Origin of the sequence: Pararhizobium sp. PWRC1-1 (genome assembly GCF_049897905.1) — a bacterium.
In the GTDB taxonomy this organism is placed as follows: domain Bacteria; phylum Pseudomonadota; class Alphaproteobacteria; order Rhizobiales; family Rhizobiaceae; genus Pararhizobium.
In genome coordinates this window covers 115,891-134,828 of the sequence record NZ_JAFCXE010000012.1, presented here as the reverse complement: position 1 = coordinate 134,828, position 18,938 = coordinate 115,891, and the positions used below count along the sequence as shown (strand labels likewise).

At 58.8% G+C, this 18,938-nt stretch carries 16 protein-coding genes; 3 read left to right on the top strand and 13 right to left on the bottom strand.

Going from position 1 to position 18,938, the window contains the following annotated elements:
* Window positions 1–28 precede the first annotated feature (28 nt).
* Window positions 29–637 (bottom strand): lysozyme inhibitor LprI family protein, encoded by a 609-nt coding sequence (locus tag ACP7E0_RS19205; protein ID WP_426126911.1) that lies wholly within the window; start codon window positions 635–637, stop codon window positions 29–31.
* Window positions 638–839: 202 nt separating this feature from the next.
* On the opposite strand from ACP7E0_RS19205, the gene ACP7E0_RS19200 reads away from it, so the two are divergent.
* On the top strand, window positions 840–1,754 hold the full coding sequence (locus ACP7E0_RS19200; RefSeq protein WP_426126909.1) for a DMT family transporter: 915 nt from the start codon (window positions 840–842) through the stop codon (window positions 1,752–1,754).
* Here the strand turns inward: ACP7E0_RS19200 and ACP7E0_RS19195 are convergent.
* The 3 genes from ACP7E0_RS19195 to ACP7E0_RS19185 form a co-directional block, all read right to left on the bottom strand.
* Window positions 1,751–2,278 carry a GNAT family N-acetyltransferase gene (locus tag ACP7E0_RS19195; protein WP_426126907.1) on the bottom strand — a complete coding sequence of 176 codons (528 nt, stop codon included), beginning with the start codon at window positions 2,276–2,278 and terminating at the stop codon, window positions 1,751–1,753. The genes ACP7E0_RS19200 and ACP7E0_RS19195 overlap by 4 nt on opposite strands.
* 88 nt (window positions 2,279–2,366) lie before the next feature.
* Complete coding sequence (gene serA, locus ACP7E0_RS19190; RefSeq protein ID WP_426126905.1) at window positions 2,367–3,962, bottom strand: phosphoglycerate dehydrogenase; 1,596 nt, start codon at window positions 3,960–3,962, stop codon at window positions 2,367–2,369.
* A 75-nt stretch (window positions 3,963–4,037) separates the two neighbouring features.
* Window positions 4,038–5,216 (bottom strand): phosphoserine transaminase, encoded by a 1,179-nt coding sequence (locus tag ACP7E0_RS19185; protein ID WP_426126904.1) that lies wholly within the window; start codon window positions 5,214–5,216, stop codon window positions 4,038–4,040.
* Window positions 5,217–5,512: 296 nt separating this feature from the next.
* Here ACP7E0_RS19185 and ACP7E0_RS19180 point away from each other — a divergent pair, with 296 nt between their 5' ends.
* Window positions 5,513–7,465: an acyltransferase family protein gene (locus ACP7E0_RS19180; RefSeq protein WP_426126902.1), complete on the top strand. Its 1,953-nt coding sequence runs from the start codon at window positions 5,513–5,515 to the stop codon at window positions 7,463–7,465.
* 32 nt (window positions 7,466–7,497) lie between these two features.
* Here the strand turns inward: ACP7E0_RS19180 and ACP7E0_RS19175 are convergent, their stop codons facing one another.
* From ACP7E0_RS19175 to ybgF, 7 genes are all read right to left on the bottom strand, one after another.
* Window positions 7,498–8,310 (bottom strand): outer membrane protein, encoded by an 813-nt coding sequence (locus ACP7E0_RS19175; RefSeq protein WP_426127042.1) that lies wholly within the window; start codon window positions 8,308–8,310, stop codon window positions 7,498–7,500.
* Window positions 8,311–8,491: 181 nt separating this feature from the next.
* Window positions 8,492–9,313 (bottom strand): outer membrane protein, encoded by an 822-nt coding sequence (locus ACP7E0_RS19170; protein ID WP_426126900.1) that lies wholly within the window; start codon window positions 9,311–9,313, stop codon window positions 8,492–8,494.
* A 231-nt stretch (window positions 9,314–9,544) separates the two neighbouring features.
* Window positions 9,545–10,897, bottom strand: a complete 1,353-nt coding sequence (glmM, locus tag ACP7E0_RS19165; RefSeq protein ID WP_426126898.1) for a phosphoglucosamine mutase — start codon at window positions 10,895–10,897, stop codon at window positions 9,545–9,547.
* Window positions 10,898–10,912: 15 nt separating this feature from the next.
* Entirely contained in the window at window positions 10,913–11,176 is a 264-nt protein-coding gene (locus ACP7E0_RS19160) for a hypothetical protein (protein ID WP_426126897.1), read from the bottom strand.
* 126 nt (window positions 11,177–11,302) lie between these two features.
* Entirely contained in the window at window positions 11,303–13,243 is a 1,941-nt protein-coding gene (ftsH, locus tag ACP7E0_RS19155) for an ATP-dependent zinc metalloprotease FtsH (RefSeq protein WP_426126895.1), read from the bottom strand.
* Between the two features lie 101 nt (window positions 13,244–13,344).
* On the bottom strand, window positions 13,345–14,643 hold the full coding sequence (tilS, locus tag ACP7E0_RS19150) for a tRNA lysidine(34) synthetase TilS (protein ID WP_426127040.1): 1,299 nt from the start codon (window positions 14,641–14,643) through the stop codon (window positions 13,345–13,347).
* Between the two features lie 73 nt (window positions 14,644–14,716).
* Window positions 14,717–15,712 carry a tol-pal system protein YbgF gene (gene ybgF / locus ACP7E0_RS19145; RefSeq protein ID WP_426126893.1) on the bottom strand — a complete coding sequence of 332 codons (996 nt, stop codon included), beginning with the start codon at window positions 15,710–15,712 and terminating at the stop codon, window positions 14,717–14,719.
* 262 nt (window positions 15,713–15,974) lie between these two features.
* Here ybgF and ACP7E0_RS19140 point away from each other — a divergent pair, with 262 nt between their 5' ends.
* Entirely contained in the window at window positions 15,975–16,820 is an 846-nt protein-coding gene (locus ACP7E0_RS19140) for an alpha/beta fold hydrolase (RefSeq protein ID WP_426126892.1), read from the top strand.
* Between the two features lie 76 nt (window positions 16,821–16,896).
* Here ACP7E0_RS19140 and pal read toward each other — a convergent pair whose 3' ends face one another.
* Window positions 16,897–17,424: a peptidoglycan-associated lipoprotein Pal gene (pal, locus tag ACP7E0_RS19135; protein WP_426126890.1), complete on the bottom strand. Its 528-nt coding sequence runs from the start codon at window positions 17,422–17,424 to the stop codon at window positions 16,897–16,899.
* Window positions 17,425–17,617: 193 nt separating this feature from the next.
* Window positions 17,618–18,922 (bottom strand): Tol-Pal system beta propeller repeat protein TolB, encoded by a 1,305-nt coding sequence (gene tolB / locus ACP7E0_RS19130; RefSeq protein WP_426126888.1) that lies wholly within the window; start codon window positions 18,920–18,922, stop codon window positions 17,618–17,620.
* Window positions 18,923–18,938 lie beyond the last annotated feature (16 nt).

Sequence of the window (18,938 nt, the reverse complement as noted above, 5' to 3'; positions counted from 1 at the left end):
CAAGTTCCGCCGGTCCTTTTGTTGGTGGTCATGTAAACCCGCCCCTGTCGTCACCATCTGGGCAATGATGTGGAACTGAGATGAGGCACATGACGACCTCGTCCTTCGGCCTTGATGCAATCAGCGCCTCTTCCCGGTCATAGGACACCTGATATCCTTCATTGGAGAAATCGACGCCGGTCCCGGCGGCGAAATCGTCACCGATGCGGGGATGCACTTCCAGCACTTGCGTCAGGACGCATTGGCCAACCTTTTCGGGTACAGCTTCCGATGCCTTGGCACGGCCATTGGATATGGTTTCGGCGGTGATATCCGTGGGAAACTCAACTGTGGCACCAAGGTCATTAAATCCGTCAAGCGCCCCGAGATAAGTGCTGAGGAGACAGGCCTGGTCGTCCCCGCAGGCATGGCGATCCACCAGAAAATCCCGCGCCATGCGTGGCACGTTTTCATCCGGCGATGCCGCTTTCGCCTCCAGATAGGCTGGCTGCAGCAGGCTGTCCAATTGCGATAGTTGCGGAATGTCGCAGACGATATGCTCGTCGACGGTGGACGCCTTGGCACAGTCGAAACCGGCCGCAGCCACGGACACGCTTGGGGCTAGCATCAGGATAAGCACTGCCAGCATCTGCTTCATCACGCGCCTCCCGGATTTCAAACCGAACCTGTCACGACATCTCTGCGCGGACAAGACTGCCAACGGCCAAAAATGCGGGCTTGCCTTCTGCGGTCCGGGTTGATTCAATGCACGGACAAAGCTGCGTCGGCAAACGCCGATACAGCAGCCCCGTCCTTTACCGCCCTCGCCGCAGCCGTCATGCTTTGCCTTAGGGAATACCGTGCCCGTCAATCTGCAAGCTTACATCATCCTCTGCATCACCACCCTGATCTGGGGCGGGAACACGGTGGCCGGAAAGATGGCGATCGGCCATGTCAGTCCGATGATGCTGACGGAAATGCGCTGGGTGATTGCCTGCAGCGTGCTTTTGATTTTTGCCGCTCCGCAAGTGCGCCGCGATTTTCCGGTTATCCGCAAGAACTGGCTGCTCCTGCTTGGCTACGGCACCGTCGGCTTCACCGCCTTCAATGCTTTTCTCTATTCGGCTCTGCAGTTCACCAGCGCCATAAATGCCGTCATCGAACAGGCTGGCATTCCGATGGTGATCTTCGTCATGAACTATGTGCTGTTCCGCACCGCCTTTTCCATGGCGCAGATCGCCGGTTTTACACTGACGCTGTTCGGCGTGGCGCTGACCGCATCGCACGGCGATCTGACGACAATCCTCTCCCTTGATCTCAACCAGGGTGACGCGCTGATGATGGCAGCGGTGCTGGTCTATGCCGGCTATACGGTGGCGCTGCGCTGGAAACCGGCAATCCACTGGAAAAGCCTGATCGCGATCTCTGCCTTCGGAGCGCTGGTCAGCAGCATTCCGCTGGTCGTCTGGGAATTCTCCACCGGCCGGATGATCTGGCCGGATACGCAAGGCTGGATCATCGTCGCCTATGCCGGCCTCCTGCCCTCTCTTGTGTCGCAGATTCTGTACGTGCGCGGGGTTGAGCTGATCGGCCCGAACCGGGCCGGCCTGTTCATCAACACAATCCCGATCTTCGGCACGTTGCTGTCGATCGCCCTGATCGGCGAGGCGCTGCAGACATTCCATATCGTCGCAATCGTGCTGGTGCTGGGTGGTATTGCGGTGGCGGAAAAAGGGCGCCCGCGCCTGGCGACAGACACCGGGAAAACATCCTAGCGCCGATCCGCGCCAGCCAGATCGCGCTCCATGTAGACGGCCTCGTTGCCATAGCCGGAAAGCTTGGCGGCAAGCGTTTCATCCTGGTGCACGGAAAAACCCTGCCGTTCCCAGAAACCTTGCGATCCGTTGACCGAGACCAGTGCCAGGGTTTGGTATCCATCCCTGCGGGCGCGTTCCGCAAGCAGCGTCGCCACTTTCGCACCCGCGCCGGAACCACGCGTGCCCGGCAACAAGGCCAGATCGTGCAGATACCAGCTATCCGCGCCTGCCGGGATTGCCCCGAGCCTGGTATCGATCGGCGGCGGCGAGAGACGGCGCCAAGGGTGGCTGAGCACATATCCCGAAACCACGCCGCCTTTTTCCAGCACGAAACATCCCGCAGGGCACAGTTCCAGCCTCTCAAGCAGAACCTCCCGCGCCTCGGGGTATTCGGCATGTACGATGCACTGGATACCGTAGATGGCGTCAACATCCGTCAAAATGGCAGGGCGCCAATCGGCTAAGCGGTCTGTCGCGTTCATTCCATTACTTTCATCAACGGCAAACGCGCCGGAGAGCATCCGGCGCGTTTGCCTCTCAATTCTTCGAAGCCATCAACCTTTCAGCTGATTAATCGACGTTGAAGACCAGCGGTTTTGCAGCCCGGATGGCCGGGTTGGCGCGCAGCTTGTCGAGCACGTCTTCCGACACAGCGCCGTCGACGTAGAGCAGCGCAATCGCATCGGCGCCGGCATTGTGGCGGCCGAGCTGGAAGTTGGCGATGTTGACGCCGGCATCGCCTAGCGTCATGCCAATGAAGCCGATCATGCCGGGAACGTCGGTATTGGTGATGTAGACCATGTGATTGCCGACATCGGCGTCCAGATTGATGTCCTTGATCTGGATAAACCGCGGCTTGCCATCGGAAAAGACGGTACCAGCAACCGAGCGCGTCTGGTTCTCGGTCGTCACAGTCAGCTTGATGTAACCATCAAAGACGCCCGACTTGTCGCGCTTGACCTCGGACAGGATGATGCCCTTTTCCTTGATCATCACCGGCGCCGAAACCATGTTGACGTCTGAAACCTGGCTGCGGATGAGACCGGCAAGGGCAGCACTCGTCAGCGCCTTGGTGTTCATTCCAGCGGTCGATCCATCGTAAAGGATCTCGATTTCCTTGATCGCACTTTCCGTCACCTGACCAACGAAGGCGCCGAGCACGTCTGCAAGCCGGATGAAAGGCTTGAGAAGCGGAGCTTCCTCAGCCGTGATCGACGGCATGTTGATGGCGTTGGAGACCGCACCCTTGACCAGATAATCCGACATCTGCTCGGCAACCTGCAGCGCGACATTCTCCTGCGCTTCCGTGGTCGAGGCGCCGAGATGCGGTGTGCAGACGACGTTCGGCAGGCCGAACAGCGGGCTTTCCGTTGCAGGCTCGACTTCGAACACGTCGAAACCGGCGCCGGCGACATGGCCGGACTTGATGGCATCGGCGAGTGCATGTTCGTCAACCAGGCCACCACGGGCGCAGTTGATGATGCGCACACCGGGCTTGGTCTTGGCCAGTGCCTCGCGGTTGAGGATGCCGCGCGTCTTGTCGGTCATCGGCACGTGCAGGGTGATGAAATCGGCCTGGGCGAGCAGCTCATCCAGCTCGACCTTGGTGACACCCATTTCCTCGGCCCGTTCCTTTGACAGGAAGGGGTCATAGGCGAGCACATGCATCTTCAGGCCGATGGCACGCGAGCAGACGATGCCGCCAATATTGCCGGCACCGATGACGCCAAGCGTCTTGCCGGTGATCTCGACGCCCATGAACTTGGACTTTTCCCACTTGCCGGCCTGGGTCGACGTGTCGGCCTGCGGCAGCTGGCGGGCAACGGCAAACATCAGCGCGATAGCATGTTCGGCCGTCGTGATCGAGTTGCCGAACGGCGTGTTCATGACGATGATGCCGCGGCGCGAGGCAGCCGGGATATCGACATTGTCGACGCCGATGCCGGCGCGGCCGATGACCTTGAGGTTGGTCGCAGCAGCAATCAGCTTTTCCGTCGCCTTGGTGGCGGAGCGGATCGCAAGACCATCATAATTACCGATGATTGCGGCAAGCTTTTCCTTGTCCTTGCCAAGTTGCGGCTGGAAATCGACGTCTACGCCGCGATCACGAAAAATCTGGACGGCAGTTTCCGACAGTTCATCGGATACGAGTACGCGCGGTGCCATGAGAGGCCTCCATTGGTTTCGTCAAAAATTCTGATTGGTGAGGAGGACCGCGCCCTGTTGGCGCGGTCTAACCGGTTAGGCCGCTGCCTGAGACAGCGTTGCCTTCTGGGTCGCAAATGCCCAGTCGAACCAGGGCATCAGCGCCTTGATATCCGAAGTCTCGATCGTCGCACCGGCCCAGATACGGAACCCGGACGGCGCATCGCGGTAGGCGCCGATGTCATTGGCGACGCCCTGCTTTTCCAGCAGCGCGACCATGCCCTTGGCAAAGGCGTCCTGACCGGCAGCATCAAGCGCTGCAACGTCCTTGTCGACGATCTTCAGGCAAACCGAGGTGTTTGACTGCGTTTCCGGATCGACCGCCAGATTGGCAATCCAGTCGGTCTTCGCAACGAAGTCATCGATAGCCTGCGCATTGGCATCGGCCCGCGCCATCAGTGCCTTGAGGCCGCCGAGCGACTTTGCCCAGTTCAGCGCATCGATATAGTCCTCGACGCACAGCATCGACGGGGTGTTGATCGTCTCGCCTTGGAAGATGCCTTCGATGATCTTGCCGCCCTTGATCATGCGGAAGATCTTCGGCAGCGGCCAGGAAGGTTCATACCTTTCCAGCCGCTCGACAGCGCGCGGGCTGAGGATGAGAATGCCATGCGCGCCCTCCCCGCCCAGAACCTTCTGCCAGGAGAAAGTGACGACATCGAGCTTGGCGAAATCGAGGTCCTGCGCAAACGCGGCAGATGTGGCATCGCAGATCGTCAGGCCCTTGCGGTCGGCCGGAATGAAGTCGGCATTGGGAACACGGACCCCAGAGGTGGTGCCGTTCCAGGTGAAGACGACGTCACGGTCGAAATCGACCTGGTCGAAATCGACGAGCTTGCCGTAATCGGCAACGAACTTGCGGGTGTCGGGGAGCTTCAGCTCCTTGACGACGTCGGAAACCCAGCCGGAGCCGAAGCTCTCCCAGGCGACCATGTCGACGCCACGGGGCCCAAGCAACGACCAGAGCGCCATTTCGACGGCGCCGGTGTCGGAGGCAGGCACGATACCGATGCGGTAGTCCGCCGGAACCTGGAGAATTTCGCGGGTGAGATCGATCGCCTGCTTCAGCTTGCTCTTGCCAACCTTGGCACGGTGCGAGCGCCCGAGGGCCGCATCAGAGAGCGCATCAAGCGACCAACCGGGGCGCTTGGAGCAGGGACCAGAAGAAAAATGGGTGTTTACCGGACGCAATTCCGGTGTCGCAGGGGTCGTCATCAAAGCTATCCTTCCAGATAGAAAGCCTCTCGTTAGGGAGAGGTGGCCTGCCGCCGTGGATATTGCGGACGGGCCAGGAAGTCAAGAATGATGTGTCGTTTCTGAAAAGATTTTTGGCGCGGGGAGCACCAGTTGGCGATAAAACCCACAGCGGTGCAATCCATTCTGCCCAGCCGATAGCGATTGAAATTGACAAAAGTAAGCAGTCTGTAAATTAGGCATACGGAATATTCCGCCAAGGTCTAAGTACAGTGCCATCCTCTTATCTTCACAACATCCCTAGCCACGATCACAAGATGCGTGCCGACATTCAGGCCCTGCGTGGCTTTGCGGTTCTGGTCGTCCTCTTCTATCACGCCAATATCGGCTTCACCCATGGCGGTTTCCTGGGCGTCGATGTGTTCTTCGTCATCTCCGGCTTTCTCATCACCGGCCTGATCCGCGATGGAATTCAAGTGGGCAAGTTCAACCTGTGGACATTCTATGTCCGGCGCGCCAAACGGCTGTTGCCCGCCGCCTACGCAACTTTTCTGGGCGCGGCACTACTCGCCCCATTTTTTCTGGCGTCAAGCGAGATGCGGGATTTCCAGCGGCAACTCGTCGGCGCCTTGACGTTCACCGCAAATTTCAGCTTGCTCAGACAATCGGGATATTTCGAGGGGGCCTCCGAGCTTAAGCCGCTTCTGCACATCTGGTCTCTCGCAATCGAGGAACAATATTACTTCCTGCTTCCAATAACCCTCTATCTGTTACCGCGCCGGTTCTGGAAAATCGCGACGATGGCTGTCATCGTCGCCAGTCTGGCATTCTGCTGGCTGCTCGCGCAGAAAAACGCAGCCGCCGCCTTCTATCTTCTGCCGACTCGGGCCTGGGAACTTGGCATCGGCTCCTATGGAGCCCTCATCTCCGTGAGGAACGGCTCCCCTCCGAAATGGCTGAAATTGGCTTTCTGGCCGGCCCTCATCGGTCTTCTGGTCCTGCCATTCGTGCCTGAATTCGGACGTCATCCCGGTTTGAATGCACTCGCTATTTGCGTTGCAACTCTTGTGATCATTCTGAGAAGACATCCGGCGCTGCAAACATCGCGCCTTGTTGGCATGATGGGAAAGTTCGGAGATATTTCCTACTCTCTCTATCTGGTTCATTGGCCGCTTTTCGCGTTCTTGAACAACGCGTGGCTGGGCGAGGCGGGCAACGAACACCCGCCTTTGGCGTGGCGCGCAGGCGTTCTGCTGTTGTCCATTGCATTAGCAGTGATCCTCAACCGCACGATAGAAAAGCCGTTGCGCTTTATGCCGCTTACCAATCCGATGAAGATCTTTGCGGCAAGCCTTACTGCCTCCCTCGCCGTCCTCTTGCTTTCAAGAGGGGCTGCCTTCGCGACGGCGCCAACCAGAAACTATGAGGAGCTTCGCCGCTCCAACCATGGCCTCAGTGAAAAATGTGCGTTCACAGCAAATTTTGAGCCGATCGCGGAATGCCGCACATCCGACGAGCCTGAGATAATGGTTTGGGGTGATTCCTACGCAATGCATCTGCTCGGTGGCATTGCGAGCCCGGCAATGAACGCGGGCGGCGTTGTGCAGGCAACCCGCAATACATGCGGCCCCATGCTTGGCGTCGCGCCGGTTTCTGAGGATCACAACAGCGCCTACGACATCAACTGGGCGCGTAGCTGCGTTGCTTTCAACGATTCAGTCCTTGCGTACCTGCAAAAAAATAGTTCGATCAAAATCGTTGTGCTGTCCAGCCTGCTCTCTCAATATCTTGACGGCACGCAGTATCAACTATTGGTGCGTAAGGATGCCGGTCAACCCTATTTGCTTGAAGACGCGCAACAGGTGGCGGCAATTAAAGGCCTGAAGGCCACGATCGACGCTGTGCGAGCCGCGGGAAAAAAAATCGTCATCATCGCACCGCCTCCGCAAAGCGGGCTTGATATCGGCAGATGCACGGAAAGGCTGCAGCGGGGGCTTCCCATCCTCGGAGCAATGAACGGGTGTCAAATCAACCAAGCGTCATACGAACAAGCCAGAAAATCCGTTCTCGGCATACTCTACGCGGTCAGTGCCGCTGCGAATGTCGACATCATCCGGTTTGATCCTTTTCTCTGCCACTCCGGCGGATGCGACACTTCGATCGACGGTATCGCGATCTATCGCGATACCGGGCATCTCTCCATTCAGGGTTCAGTTGCAATCGCGGGAAAAATGCAACTCGTGGAACTGATCAGGTCGCAGGCCCGATGAGTACGGTTTAACGGCGCCTGCTGGCCCCTCACCTACCAGAGCGACAGACGCAGACCTGCGCGGATCTCGTGACGGCCGAGGCCATCGTCGCGGCCTGTGATATCGCTGCTGCCGAACATGTTGCCATCGGCGATCTGCGAATACCGGTAACCGACATCGAACTTCAACTTATCGTTGATATTATAGGAAACACCGGCCATCAGCGCATAGGTGAAGCGCCAGCTGCTATCCCCATCAAAAGTCTGGTCGAGTGGTGCTGCGCCTGAGCAGGCGGCTGCACCAGGTACGCATGTGGTTCGCAGCGAAACATCGTTCCAGCGCAGCTGTGTCATACCCAAGCCAGCACCGAGATAGGGTGTTATCCCGGCCACGGTGGCGATATCGACATAACCGTTCGCCATGACGCCGATCGCCTTGAAACCGGCTCCGGCGCGTCCGGCGCAAGAGGTCCCCACCGCTTCGCCATCGCACGGAATGGCAGCTTCGCCATCACCATCAAACCGCCCGTCGAAATAGTCACCGGTCAAGTCGGCACGCAACACGTCGTTGAATTGATAACCCACCCCGAGAGAGCCGGAGAACGGCTTGTCGAACCGGGCATTATCGAAGGGAGCGGAACTGGTCGTGCCGATACCGGCATCAAACAGGCGAAGCGACGGATCACCTTCCCGCGTCCAGCCGGAATAGCCCACATCGCCGCGCAGATAAAAACCCTGCGTGCCGGATTCCACCGCCGAAATACTGACCTCTGGTGCATCAAGGAGATCATCCGCCGCCATTGCAGGGCCGGCTGCAACCAGCAGCGTGAGCGCAGAAGCGTTGAGGAGTGTGTGCCGCCAGTTCATTGTACCGCCCTTGAAAACCATGCGCGGCGCCTGGGAAGCCCCTCGCCCGCGTCTGCAGGCGTTAATCATCGCACCGCCCGGTTAACCCCAGGTTAAGCATGTCTCTTAACCAATTTGCCTGACACAAATTAAAAAGCCGCCCGGAATACCGGACGGCCTTTGAAGGCAAAGCGTGATTCGCTTATTTATAGACGATCGGCTCGGCCGGCGGGATGTAAGCTTCCTGGCAACCGCCAAAGGAGTAACGCAGACCGGCGCGGGCTTCGTGGACATAGACACCCTTGTCCGAACCAGGACCGCTGTTTGCGTTGTAGCCGAACATGTCGCCATCAAGGATATGGCGGAAGCGATAGCCGACGTCAGCCTTGAGGTTGCAGGTCAGGTCGATTGCGGTACCAGCCATCAGGCCGTAGGTGAAGCGCCATTTGCGGCTGCCTTCATGCTCGAAGGACGGATCGCAATTGCTCGGGTCGGCCGTTTCGCAACTCGTGTTGCGCAGTTTGTCCCAACGAACCTGCGTACCGCCGATGCCTGCGCCCACATAAGGAGTGAAGGAGCCATAGGTACCGATATCGACATAGGCATTGGCCATCAGGCTCCAAGCCGCCATTTTCGAAATGTCGCGCGAGGTGCAGTCAAGAGCGACACCGCAGCCACCCGTCGTCGAACCCTTGAAATCTGCGTTGCCGAGATAATCGAGCGTTACGTCCGTGCGCAGATAATTGTTGATCTGGTAACCGACACCGACGCCGGCAGTCCAGGTATCATCGAGATCAGCATCGTCGAAATCGCGAACGTCACGGCCTGGCCCCTGATAGAAATGGGCACCGCGCAAATTGGTAAAGGCGTAACCGACGTCGCCGCGCAGATACCAGCCGCTGGCTTCGCTGATCTGGACCGGCTCGGCAATCGGCTGCTCGATGGGCGGCTCATAAAGGTCCGCAGCGAAGGTTGCAGCGCTGCTCAGCATAGCCGCAACAACGCCAATCAATATAGTCTTCATGGCCTCACTCCAATACGTCTTGTTGATGGTCTGCCGGTAACCCGGCCCCCAATACATGGTTGTTGAGGTTGATCATGAATAGGAAAGGTTAAGGTCCGATTAACTACAAAAATTTACCGTAACTGTTAAGGATTTTGCTTCATCCGCAAGCAACGTATGATCTTAATGAAACAACGAACAAAAAAACCGGGCAAAACCCGGTTTCTTTAAGTCTGTCTGAAAAAGAAAATATCAGGCGACGTTGCGGGCGCTGCCGATCACACCAATCAACTCATCGACGATCCGCTCCACCTGTGCCCGGTCGTCACCTTCCGCCATCACGCGGATCAGCGGCTCGGTGCCGGATGGACGGATCAGCAACCGGCCGTTCTTGGCCAATTCAGCTTCAGCATCGGCAATCGCCTGACGGACGCTGACATTTTCGAGCGGCATGCCCGCCGAAACCCGGACGTTCTTCAACACTTGCGGTACCGGTTCGAAACGATGGCAAACCTCGCTGACCGGTTTGCCCTGCCGTTTGACGCAGGCAAGGATCTGAAGCGCAGCCACAAGACCATCGCCGGTCGTGCCGAAATCGGACAGAACCAGATGACCGGATTGTTCGCCGCCGACATTGAACCCACCTTGACGCATGTGTTCGACAACGTAACGGTCTCCGACCTTGGTGCGATGCAGGTCAAGGCCACGTCCGTTCAGGTAGCGCTCCAGACCCAAATTGGACATCACGGTCGCAACGATACCGCCACCCTTCAGCATACCCTCCGTTGCCCAGCTGTCGGCGATCACCGCCATCAACTGGTCGCCATCGATGACCGTGCCGTTCTCGTCAACGATCACAACGCGATCGGCGTCGCCATCAAGCGCGATACCGATATCGGCGCGCACCTCGTGTACTTTCTTCGACAACGCAGCAGGATGAGTCGATCCACAGTCGAGATTGATGTTGGTGCCGTTCGGCTCGTTTCCGATCGTCACGACGTCGGCCCCGAGCTCCCACAGGGCCAGCGGCGCGACTTTGTAGGCAGCACCGTTGGCGCAGTCGATGGCGATCCTCAGGCCCTGCAATGTCACATCACGCGGCAATGTGCGCTTGGCATGTTCGATATAGCGGTAGATGTCCCCCTCGACGCGCTTGGCGCGGCCAATCTCCTGCGACTTGGCGAGTTGCGCCGTCATATCCTTGTCGAGCAGATCCTCGATCTGGCCTTCGAGGTCGTCGGACAGCTTGTATCCGTCCGGGCCAAACAGCTTGATGCCATTATCCTCGAAGGGATTGTGCGAAGCCGAGATCATCACGCCAACATCGGCGCGAAGCGACCGGGTGAGCATGGCCACGCCCGGTGTCGGGATCGGACCAAGAAGGAAGACGTCCAGCCCCGCTGCGGTAAAGCCTGCTACCATCGCGTTCTCAAGCATGTAACCGGATAGCCGCGTGTCCTTACCGATCACCACCCGGTGACGGTGTGCGCCGTTGCGGAAGATCGTGCCGACGGCAATGCCGACGCGCATTGCAAGATCCGGTGTCATCGGAAACAGGTTTGACTGGCCGCGAATGCCATCCGTGCCGAAATATTTGCGCTTCATAAAAACTCCATCATCTCAAAGGTGCCGCAGCACCGTCGCCCGCAGGGTCGCCAGGACATCACGTCCGGCAAACCTCCCCGTCATTCTCAGCGATCGCAGCAGGGCCGCACGTTGCCAGAGCAAGAACACATAGCCCGGTCCCGTCATATTCTGGCGATTCCCCAGAGTATTCCCAGCGTCCTTTATGCCTGCCATTTGCTCAAAAGCCGATGCATACTTTCGGGCGATCATCGCTACGTCTTGCCATAAAATATCTGCAACAGCATCCTGTTGTATCATCAGAAATCATTACAGCGCGTTACCAATCAGGAATGGCCGAAACCGTATTCACCCGGCCCTGCACACAAAAAAGCCGCCGCACCCTACGGCACAGCGGCTTTAAGACCATTTTCTAACGGCAGGCGCCTATTGCGGCTGCGGTTCAAAACCGCCTTCGGCTTCATCGCCCTTGCCGACAGAGCCGTCTTTCTTGGTTCCAGTCGACGGAACGGCCGAACCGCGATGCGGCGTCGAATCGTCGCCGAGGTCACGAGCAGGCTTTTCGCCGCGGATCAGAGACTTGATCTCTTCGCCGGTCAGCGTCTCGTACTCGAGCAGGCCTTCAGCGATGGCAACGAACTCGCTGTGCATCTCGGTAATGATCCGTCGAGCTTCCATATAAGCTTCGTCGATCAGGCGACGAACTTCGTTGTCGATCTTCTGGGCCGTCGCTTCAGAGACGTTTTTCGTCTGTGAAACCGAATGCCCCAGGAAAACCTCCTGCTGGTTTTCGCCATAGGAAACCTGTCCGAGCACGTCGGAAAAGCCCCACTGCGTCACCATCGCCCGGGCAAGCTTGGTTGCCTGCTCGATATCGGAAGACGCGCCGGAGGTGATGTTTTCCTTACCGAAGGTGATTTCCTCGGCAACACGGCCACCCATCATGATGGCGAGACGCGAAACCATCCACTTGTAGCTCATCGAATAGCGGTCGCCTTCGGGAAGCTGCATGACCATGCCGAGTGCTCGGCCGCGCGGAATGATCGTCGCCTTGTGCAGCGGATCGGCCACCGGAACCTTTAGCGCCATGATGGCATGGCCGGCTTCGTGATAGGCGGTCAGCTTCTTTTCGGCTTCGGTCATGGCGGACGAACGGCGTTCCGCGCCCATCATGATCTTGTCCTTGGCGTCTTCGAATTCCTGCATGGTGACGACGCGCTTGTTGCGGCGTGCGGCCATCAGGGCGCTTTCGTTGACGAGGTTCATCAGATCGGCACCGGAGAAACCGGGCGTACCACGAGCCAGAACCTTGAGATCGACATTCGGGGCCAACGGAACGTTTCGGACGTGCACCTTGAGGATGCGCTCGCGGCCGTTGATATCCGGGTTCGGAACGACGACCTGACGGTCGAAACGGCCTGGACGCAGCAGTGCCGGGTCGAGAACGTCCGGACGGTTGGTCGCAGCGATCAGGATGATGCCTTCATTGGCCTCAAACCCGTCCATCTCGACCAGCAGCTGGTTGAGCGTCTGTTCGCGCTCATCGTTACCGCCGCCAAGACCGGCGCCGCGATGGCGGCCGACGGCGTCGATTTCGTCGATGAAGATGATGCAGGGCGCATTCTTCTTGGCTTGCTCGAACATGTCGCGGACACGCGATGCGCCGACACCGACGAACATTTCAACAAAGTCCGAACCGGAAATCGTGAAGAACGGCACATTGGCTTCACCGGCCACGGAGCGGGCAAGCAGCGTTTTACCGGTACCGGGAGGGCCGACGAGCAGTACGCCGCGCGGAATACGGCCGCCGAGGCGCTGGAATTTCTGCGGATCGCGCAGGAATTCAACGATTTCCTCAAGATCCTGCTTGGCTTCGTCCACGCCTGCGACGTCGTCAAACGTCACGCGGCCGTGAGCCTCGGTCAAAAGCTTGGCCTTGGACTTGCCAAAGCCCATTGCACCACGCGAACCACCCTGCATCTGACGCATGAAGAACAGCCAGACACCAAGGATGAGAAGCATCGGAAGCAGCGTGCCGACATAGCTGAGGAATCCGGAGGAGCCGTCGGTTTCGGGGCGAACCGTCACGGTCACGTTCTTGGCTTCCATACGCTCGGTCAGCGTCGTATCGATCGCAGGCGCATAGGTCTGGAAGGTCGCGCCGCTTTCGGCATACGAACCGATCACCTTGTTGCCGGTGATGACAACTTCCTTGACGCGGCTTCCATCAACGTCCTTCAGGAACTGGGAAAAAGGAACTTCCTTCGATCCGGTACGCTCCGCCGGTTGCTGGAACATGCTGAAAAGCGCGATCAACAGCAGGGCAATGATTGCCCAAAGTGCAAAATTTCTGAAATTAGGGTTCATCGAACTCCCCGGAACCTCTGTCGCAAACCGCAATGATTTGTGGCTGCTTTCTTGCACCTAACATAGGGTTGCGTAACCGGCTTGCCAAGGCAAACTCAAGACTAACCTGACTTTTCCGTCAAAACATCGTGAACCGGAGGAGAAAGATAGTTATCACGTCCAAAGAGCGTGGCGATGCTATTGGCCATCATCAGGTCAAAACACGGCAAAAAGGTGTCGTAGGGGCCGATACTGGTTTGCACGCAAAGCCTCGGTGGCAGGGAGTTCGCGGCGTCGTGACGATATGAGCCCTCCGTTACCGCGGAAAAAGTGATCGCCGCTTTGACGGCACGCTTGGCCACCGGCTCCGGCAGGCCTGCGGCAATCAGTCTCGCGCGCAATTCGGCCGTTTCGCCCCCTGCACGAACGGCAATGCGGTCCGGACCGGTATTGCTGACGAGAAAACGGTCATCCCAGAGGAAGCGCTCACCGGGTTGAAGCTCGACTTGCGGCAGCCCCCGCGCTTCGCGATAGAGATAGAGCCCGGATTTGCGGCGATCGAATACCACGCGCCCGGCCGTCATCCGCCCGCCCTCTGCGTCTCTTAGAAACGCAGCAAGCCTTGCGGCCGTCTCGCGGCCGGCAAGATGATGGCGTCCGCCAACCACAGCTGCGATGGACAGCACCGCGCGCGTGCAGTCAAGGTCGGCCATACGGGTTGAGAGTGCAGGATCGATCCGCGCCACAAGCCCATCGAAACCATGCGCATGCCGGGAGATCAGCAGCGCGACGCGCGCGCTCGAGCCAAACCGGGCCCTAGCGGCAACAAATATATCTACCGAAGAAGACCCATCCTCATTCAACGCCTGCCGCATGCGCACGCGCTCGAAACGCCGGTTGCTATTACTTGGATCATCAAACCACCCCTCGCCCCGCGCCGCGAGAAAGGCGCGGATGTCAGCCCGCCGCAGATGGAGAAAGGGACGCCAGACCCACGCGCGACGGTCAACAAGTACTCCCGCTGCCATACCGGCGAGACCGGGCGCATCGGGCTCCGACCGGCTCTGCCGCATGGCAATCGTTTCGATCTGGTCATCGGCGCTATGGGCGGTGACGATGCAGAGGGCTCCTATGTCCTGAGCGGCATCGGCGAGGAGCCCATAGCGCGCTGCCCGCGCAGCCGCCTGAAGTCCTGTCGCCGCCTTATCGCCCAGCCATTGGCGGATGGTATGCGGAATGCCTTTTTCAGCGCAGAAAGCCGCGACCGCGCGTGCTTCCTCGGTGGATTCAGGCCGCAGCGCATGGTCAATGGTACAGGCTGACAGCGAAAAAGCTGAAAAGCCGCCGAGCGTGATCGCTTCATGCAGCGCCAGAAGCAGGCCTTTTGAATCGCTGCCGCCGGAAACAGCGGCCAGGATCATGCCCGGAGTCTTGAACGTGGAGAGAAATCGTTTTGCCGCATCAATGGTGGCGTGCGGTGCGGCGCGGTCCGCCTCAGCAGGCAAGGCGGCCCTGTTCGCTCGTTACTTTGGTCTTCACCGCCTGCGAAGCCTTCGGATAGCGTTTGTTGACCTCGCGTAGCGTGGCGCAGGCCGTGTCCTTGTTGTCGAGAGCCGCCAGCGACATGCCGAGCTTCAACAGCATTTCCGGCGCCTTCGGCGACTTGCTGTAGGCCTGATGCGCATTCAGGAACGTCTTGGCGGAATCGTTGAACTTGCCTTGGGAATATTGTGCCTCGCCCATCCAGAAGCTGGCATCCGCGGCTTTTTCGCCCTTCGGGAACGCTTCGAGATAGCTGCGGAATTCGTTTTCGGCTTGGCTGTAATCGCCCGTCAGAACATGACCATAGGCTGATTGGTAGAGATCGCCGGGATTGTCCAGTGCTGCCGTCTGCTGCTGGCTGTCCGGGGTCTGGTTGATGCCTTGATCGGCACCGGGAAGCGTTGATTCAAGGCTCGACGTGTCCTGGTTCGCAGCGACGGGATTGCCGTTTTCGTCAAAGACGATCTGGCCAAGCGTCGATGACGGCGCGCCCGTGTTGGTACCGGCAGCAGTATCCGATCCCAAACCTGCGTTGGGATCGGTTGCCGTTGCCTGATCAGTCGCTGCCGGCGCGGTGCCGGAAGCCTGATCATTGTTGCGTGGTGTTTCCAGCTGGCTCTTCTTGGTCGAGGTAGACTTGCCGCCTTCCAGTTCCTGGAAACGAAACTCGTTGTCCTCCTGGAATTTGCGAATCTGCTCCTGCATCTGCAGAAGCTGGAAACTCATTTCCTCGATACGCCCGTTGAGAGAGCGGATCTGTTCCTCGAGCTGCCCGATGCGTCCAACCTCACTCGACTGGACCTTGAGCAGCGGCGCCTTGCCCGGCGATTGGGCTTCGCCGTGAATTGCGCGGTTAAACAGCGCGGAAAGCGGCATGGCGGTCACTGTCTGTCCAAACCCCGCAAAGGCAGTCAGGCCGATCAATCCCGCCACGACAAAATGTTTCATGTCATGTGTCCTGTTTGTGTATCCACTCTCACCCGAACCGATTCAAATCGGTCACTTGATGATTGCCGCACAGTTTTCCAATTGGCCTCAAAAAGCAACGGAGTTCGGTCAAAGTGTGACAAAAAAGAAAGGAACAGCCCGAATGCCACTCTTTCGGCCGTACGTCGATTGAAACCACGACCGCGGGGAAAATCCTCTTGTAAAATCCCAAAACCGAATTCATTATGCAACCGGTTTTATTTCGCAATCTGAAGGACGAGATATGGCGGATATGACAATCAAACGCGGCGGCGTGGAGATCGCCACCGAGACATTCGGCCATCCTTCCGACCCGGCCTTGCTGCTGATTATGGGTGCAATGGCCTCAATGCTATGGTGGCCGGAAGAATTCTGCGAGCAACTTGCCGAGCAAGGGCATTTTGTCATCCGCTACGACAATCGCGATACCGGCTTGTCTACCAGCTACCCGCTCGGAAAACCCGGTTATACCCTTTCCGACATGGCGGAAGATGCCGTGGCGGTCCTCGACGAATACGGGATCAAATCCGCCGGCATCGTTGGCATGTCGCTGGGCGGCTCCATCGCCCAGCGCGTCGCGCTTTCCCATCCGGGTCGCGTCAGGACGCTCACAATCATAAGTTCAAGCCCCCTTGGAATCGACGGTCTGCCAAATTTCACGGAGGACTACAGCGCGCATGCGGCGACGGCAGAGACCCTTGACTGGAACGACCGCGCAAATGTCGTCGATTTCATGGTACGCGACGTACGCATGATTGCCGGCACGGCCCATCCGCATGACGCTGGCGCGGCGCTTCAGGTGATCGAGCGGGACATGGATCGTGCCCGCTCGTTTGCGAACGCGACCAACCACTTCCTGGTTGAAGGCGGCGACGGTGAAAAGCGCCTGGCTGCAGCCGACCTGCGCGTTCCCCTCCTCGTCATTCACGGAACCGCGGATCCCATCTTTCCGGTCGTCCATGGGGAGGCTCTGGCAAACGCCGTCAGGGGCGCGAAACTGGAGCGGATCGACGGCGGCGGCCATGAGCTGCACCGGAACGATTGGCAGCAGATCATCGGTGCGATCGCAGCGCATGCCGGAGCCCGGTGATGTGAAAAAGGGCCGCGTGAAAAACACGCGGCCCCTTGCATTTGAAGAATAGTCCGGCTGTCACACAGACCGGCAATTACATACCGGCGCCACCGAGAACCGTGACGGCGCGGCGATTCTGCGACCAGCAGGAAATGTCGTCGCAGACGGCGACCGGCTTTTCCTTGCCATAGGAAATCGTGCGGATCTTCGAGGCTGAGATACCGCGCGAGGAGAGATATTCCTTGGTCGAAGCGGCACGGCGTGCGCCCAATGCCAGGTTGTATTCGCGGGTGCCGCGTTCGTCGGCATGACCTTCGACCGTGATGGCGTAGTTCGGGTACTTGGCCAGCCACTGAGCCTGACGATCGAGCGTTGCCTGGGCATCTGCACGGATCGAGGTGGAGTCCGTATCGAAGAAGATGCGGTCGCCGACATTGACGGTGAAATCCTGGGTCGAACCCGGGGTCGCCGCAGAGTTGGCACCGAGACCGAGATCACCGGCGCTGTTCATCGGCTTCTTAGCGCAGGCGGCAAGTGCCAGACTGGCGAAGAGAGCGATCATGATCGGGTTGCGGGCGATGGATTGCATGCGGCCTGCGGCCTGGGCGTGAATGCGGCTCATGGGCCGGTCTCCTTGGATGGTCTGAATTCAGGGTTGCCAGACTGTAACCGGAAGCGGTTAATCCCATTTCAACGGATATGGTTAACAGTTTGTCAAAATAGGCTTGAAGGCTTGCTAGATCAGTCCTTTGCGGCGAGAAAGCGGCAATTTCGCCTTATTTCCCGCCGCACCGTCACGATGCTATTCGAGGAGGCTATTCGAGAAGCGGCGACCAGGCCGGGTCGGACGCGAAGCCCTTGGTCTGGACCAGCTGCTCGTTATAACCGGTCAGGTCGATCGAATAGAGCTGCGGGCCACCGGCACCGGCGTTCTGGCGGAAGAACATCAGGACGCGGCCGTTCGGGGCCCAGGTCGGACCTTCGTTGTGGAAGCCGGTCGTCAGGATGCGTTCGCCCGAACCGTCCGGCTTCATCACGCCGATCGAGAACTTGCCGCCCGATTGCTTGGTGAAGGCGATCAGGTCTCCCCGCGGCGACCAGACTGGAGTGGAATAGGAACCATCGCCGAACGAGATACGGTTCTGTCCACCACCACCGGAGCTCATGACGTAGAGCTGCTGGCGGCCGCCACGGTCGCTTTCGAAGACGATCTGGCCGCCATCCGGCGAATAGGACGGCGAGGTATCGATCGCAGCGGTCGAGGTCAGGCGGGTCGTGGTGCGCGAACGCAGGTCCATCGTGTAGATGTTGGCGTTGCCATCCTGCTGCAGGCTCATGATCACCCGCTGGCCATCCGGCGAGAAGCGTGGCGCAAAGGTCATGCCGGGGAAATTGCCAACCACTTCGCGTTGTCCGGTTTCGAGCTGCAGCAGATAGACGCGCGGCTCGTTGCCCTCGAACGACATGTAGGTGATTTCCTGCTTGTTCGGCGAGAAACGCGGCGTCAGCACGATATCGTTGGAATTGGTGATGCCGCGGGCATTGGCGCCATCCTGGTCCATGATGGCCAGCTGCCGCTTGCGCGCCGTCTTCGGGCCGCTTTCAGCGACATAGACGATCCGGGTATCGAAATAGCCCTTTTCACCGGTAATCTGCTCATAGATCGCATCCGCGATGATATGGGCGACACGGCGCCAGTTTTCCGGCTGGGTGAAGAACTGCTGGCCTGCCATCTGCTGGCCGGCAAAACTATCCCACAGGCGGAACTCAGCCTTCAAACGGCCGTCGCCTTCCTGGGTGACGCGCCCGGTGACCAGCGCCTGCGCATTGATGACTTTCCAGTCCTCAAAACGCGGAGCAGCATCCGGATTGGTGATCTTCTCGATGAAGGCCGTCTTGGCGATCGGCGCAAACAGGCCAGAGCGCTTCAAGTCGGCTGCGACGACGTCGGAAATCTTCTGGCCCAGTTCACCCTGCAGGAAGTCGGTGATGGCGATCGGGAGGGGCTCGACATTGCCCTTGTTGATATTGATTTCCACACGCGCATGTGCGGGCGCGATCGCAAGAGTGACCATCGTCGCGAGCGCGATCAGAAAACGGAAGGGATTGCGTTTCAACATTGTAACGGAGCCTTTC

What these genes read in the sequence shown, in the direction of transcription:
- tilS (WP_426127040.1), bottom strand. Translation starts at nt 14,643, where the DNA reads ATGATCCTGGCCGCTGTTTCCGGCGGCAGCGATTCAAAAGGCCTGCTT.
- ACP7E0_RS19205 (WP_426126911.1), bottom strand. Translation starts at nt 637, where the DNA reads ATGAAGCAGATGCTGGCAGTGCTTATCCTGATGCTAGCCCCAAGCGTG.
- glmM (WP_426126898.1), bottom strand. Translation starts at nt 10,897, where the DNA reads ATGAAGCGCAAATATTTCGGCACGGATGGCATTCGCGGCCAGTCAAAC.
- ACP7E0_RS19160 (WP_426126897.1), bottom strand. Translation starts at nt 11,176, where the DNA reads ATGATACAACAGGATGCTGTTGCAGATATTTTATGGCAAGACGTAGCG.
- pal (WP_426126890.1), bottom strand. Translation starts at nt 17,424, where the DNA reads ATGAGCCGCATTCACGCCCAGGCCGCAGGCCGCATGCAATCCATCGCC.
- ftsH (WP_426126895.1), bottom strand. Translation starts at nt 13,243, where the DNA reads ATGAACCCTAATTTCAGAAATTTTGCACTTTGGGCAATCATTGCCCTG.
- ACP7E0_RS19175 (WP_426127042.1), bottom strand. Translation starts at nt 8,310, where the DNA reads ATGAACTGGCGGCACACACTCCTCAACGCTTCTGCGCTCACGCTGCTG.
- ACP7E0_RS19170 (WP_426126900.1), bottom strand. Translation starts at nt 9,313, where the DNA reads ATGAAGACTATATTGATTGGCGTTGTTGCGGCTATGCTGAGCAGCGCT.
- ACP7E0_RS19195 (WP_426126907.1), bottom strand. Translation starts at nt 2,278, where the DNA reads ATGAACGCGACAGACCGCTTAGCCGATTGGCGCCCTGCCATTTTGACG.
- ACP7E0_RS19185 (WP_426126904.1), bottom strand. Translation starts at nt 5,216, where the DNA reads ATGACGACCCCTGCGACACCGGAATTGCGTCCGGTAAACACCCATTTT.
- ACP7E0_RS19180 (WP_426126902.1), top strand. Translation starts at nt 5,513, where the DNA reads ATGCGTGCCGACATTCAGGCCCTGCGTGGCTTTGCGGTTCTGGTCGTC.
- serA (WP_426126905.1), bottom strand. Translation starts at nt 3,962, where the DNA reads ATGGCACCGCGCGTACTCGTATCCGATGAACTGTCGGAAACTGCCGTC.
- tolB (WP_426126888.1), bottom strand. Translation starts at nt 18,922, where the DNA reads ATGTTGAAACGCAATCCCTTCCGTTTTCTGATCGCGCTCGCGACGATG.
- ybgF (WP_426126893.1), bottom strand. Translation starts at nt 15,712, where the DNA reads ATGAAACATTTTGTCGTGGCGGGATTGATCGGCCTGACTGCCTTTGCG.
- ACP7E0_RS19140 (WP_426126892.1), top strand. Translation starts at nt 15,975, where the DNA reads ATGGCGGATATGACAATCAAACGCGGCGGCGTGGAGATCGCCACCGAG.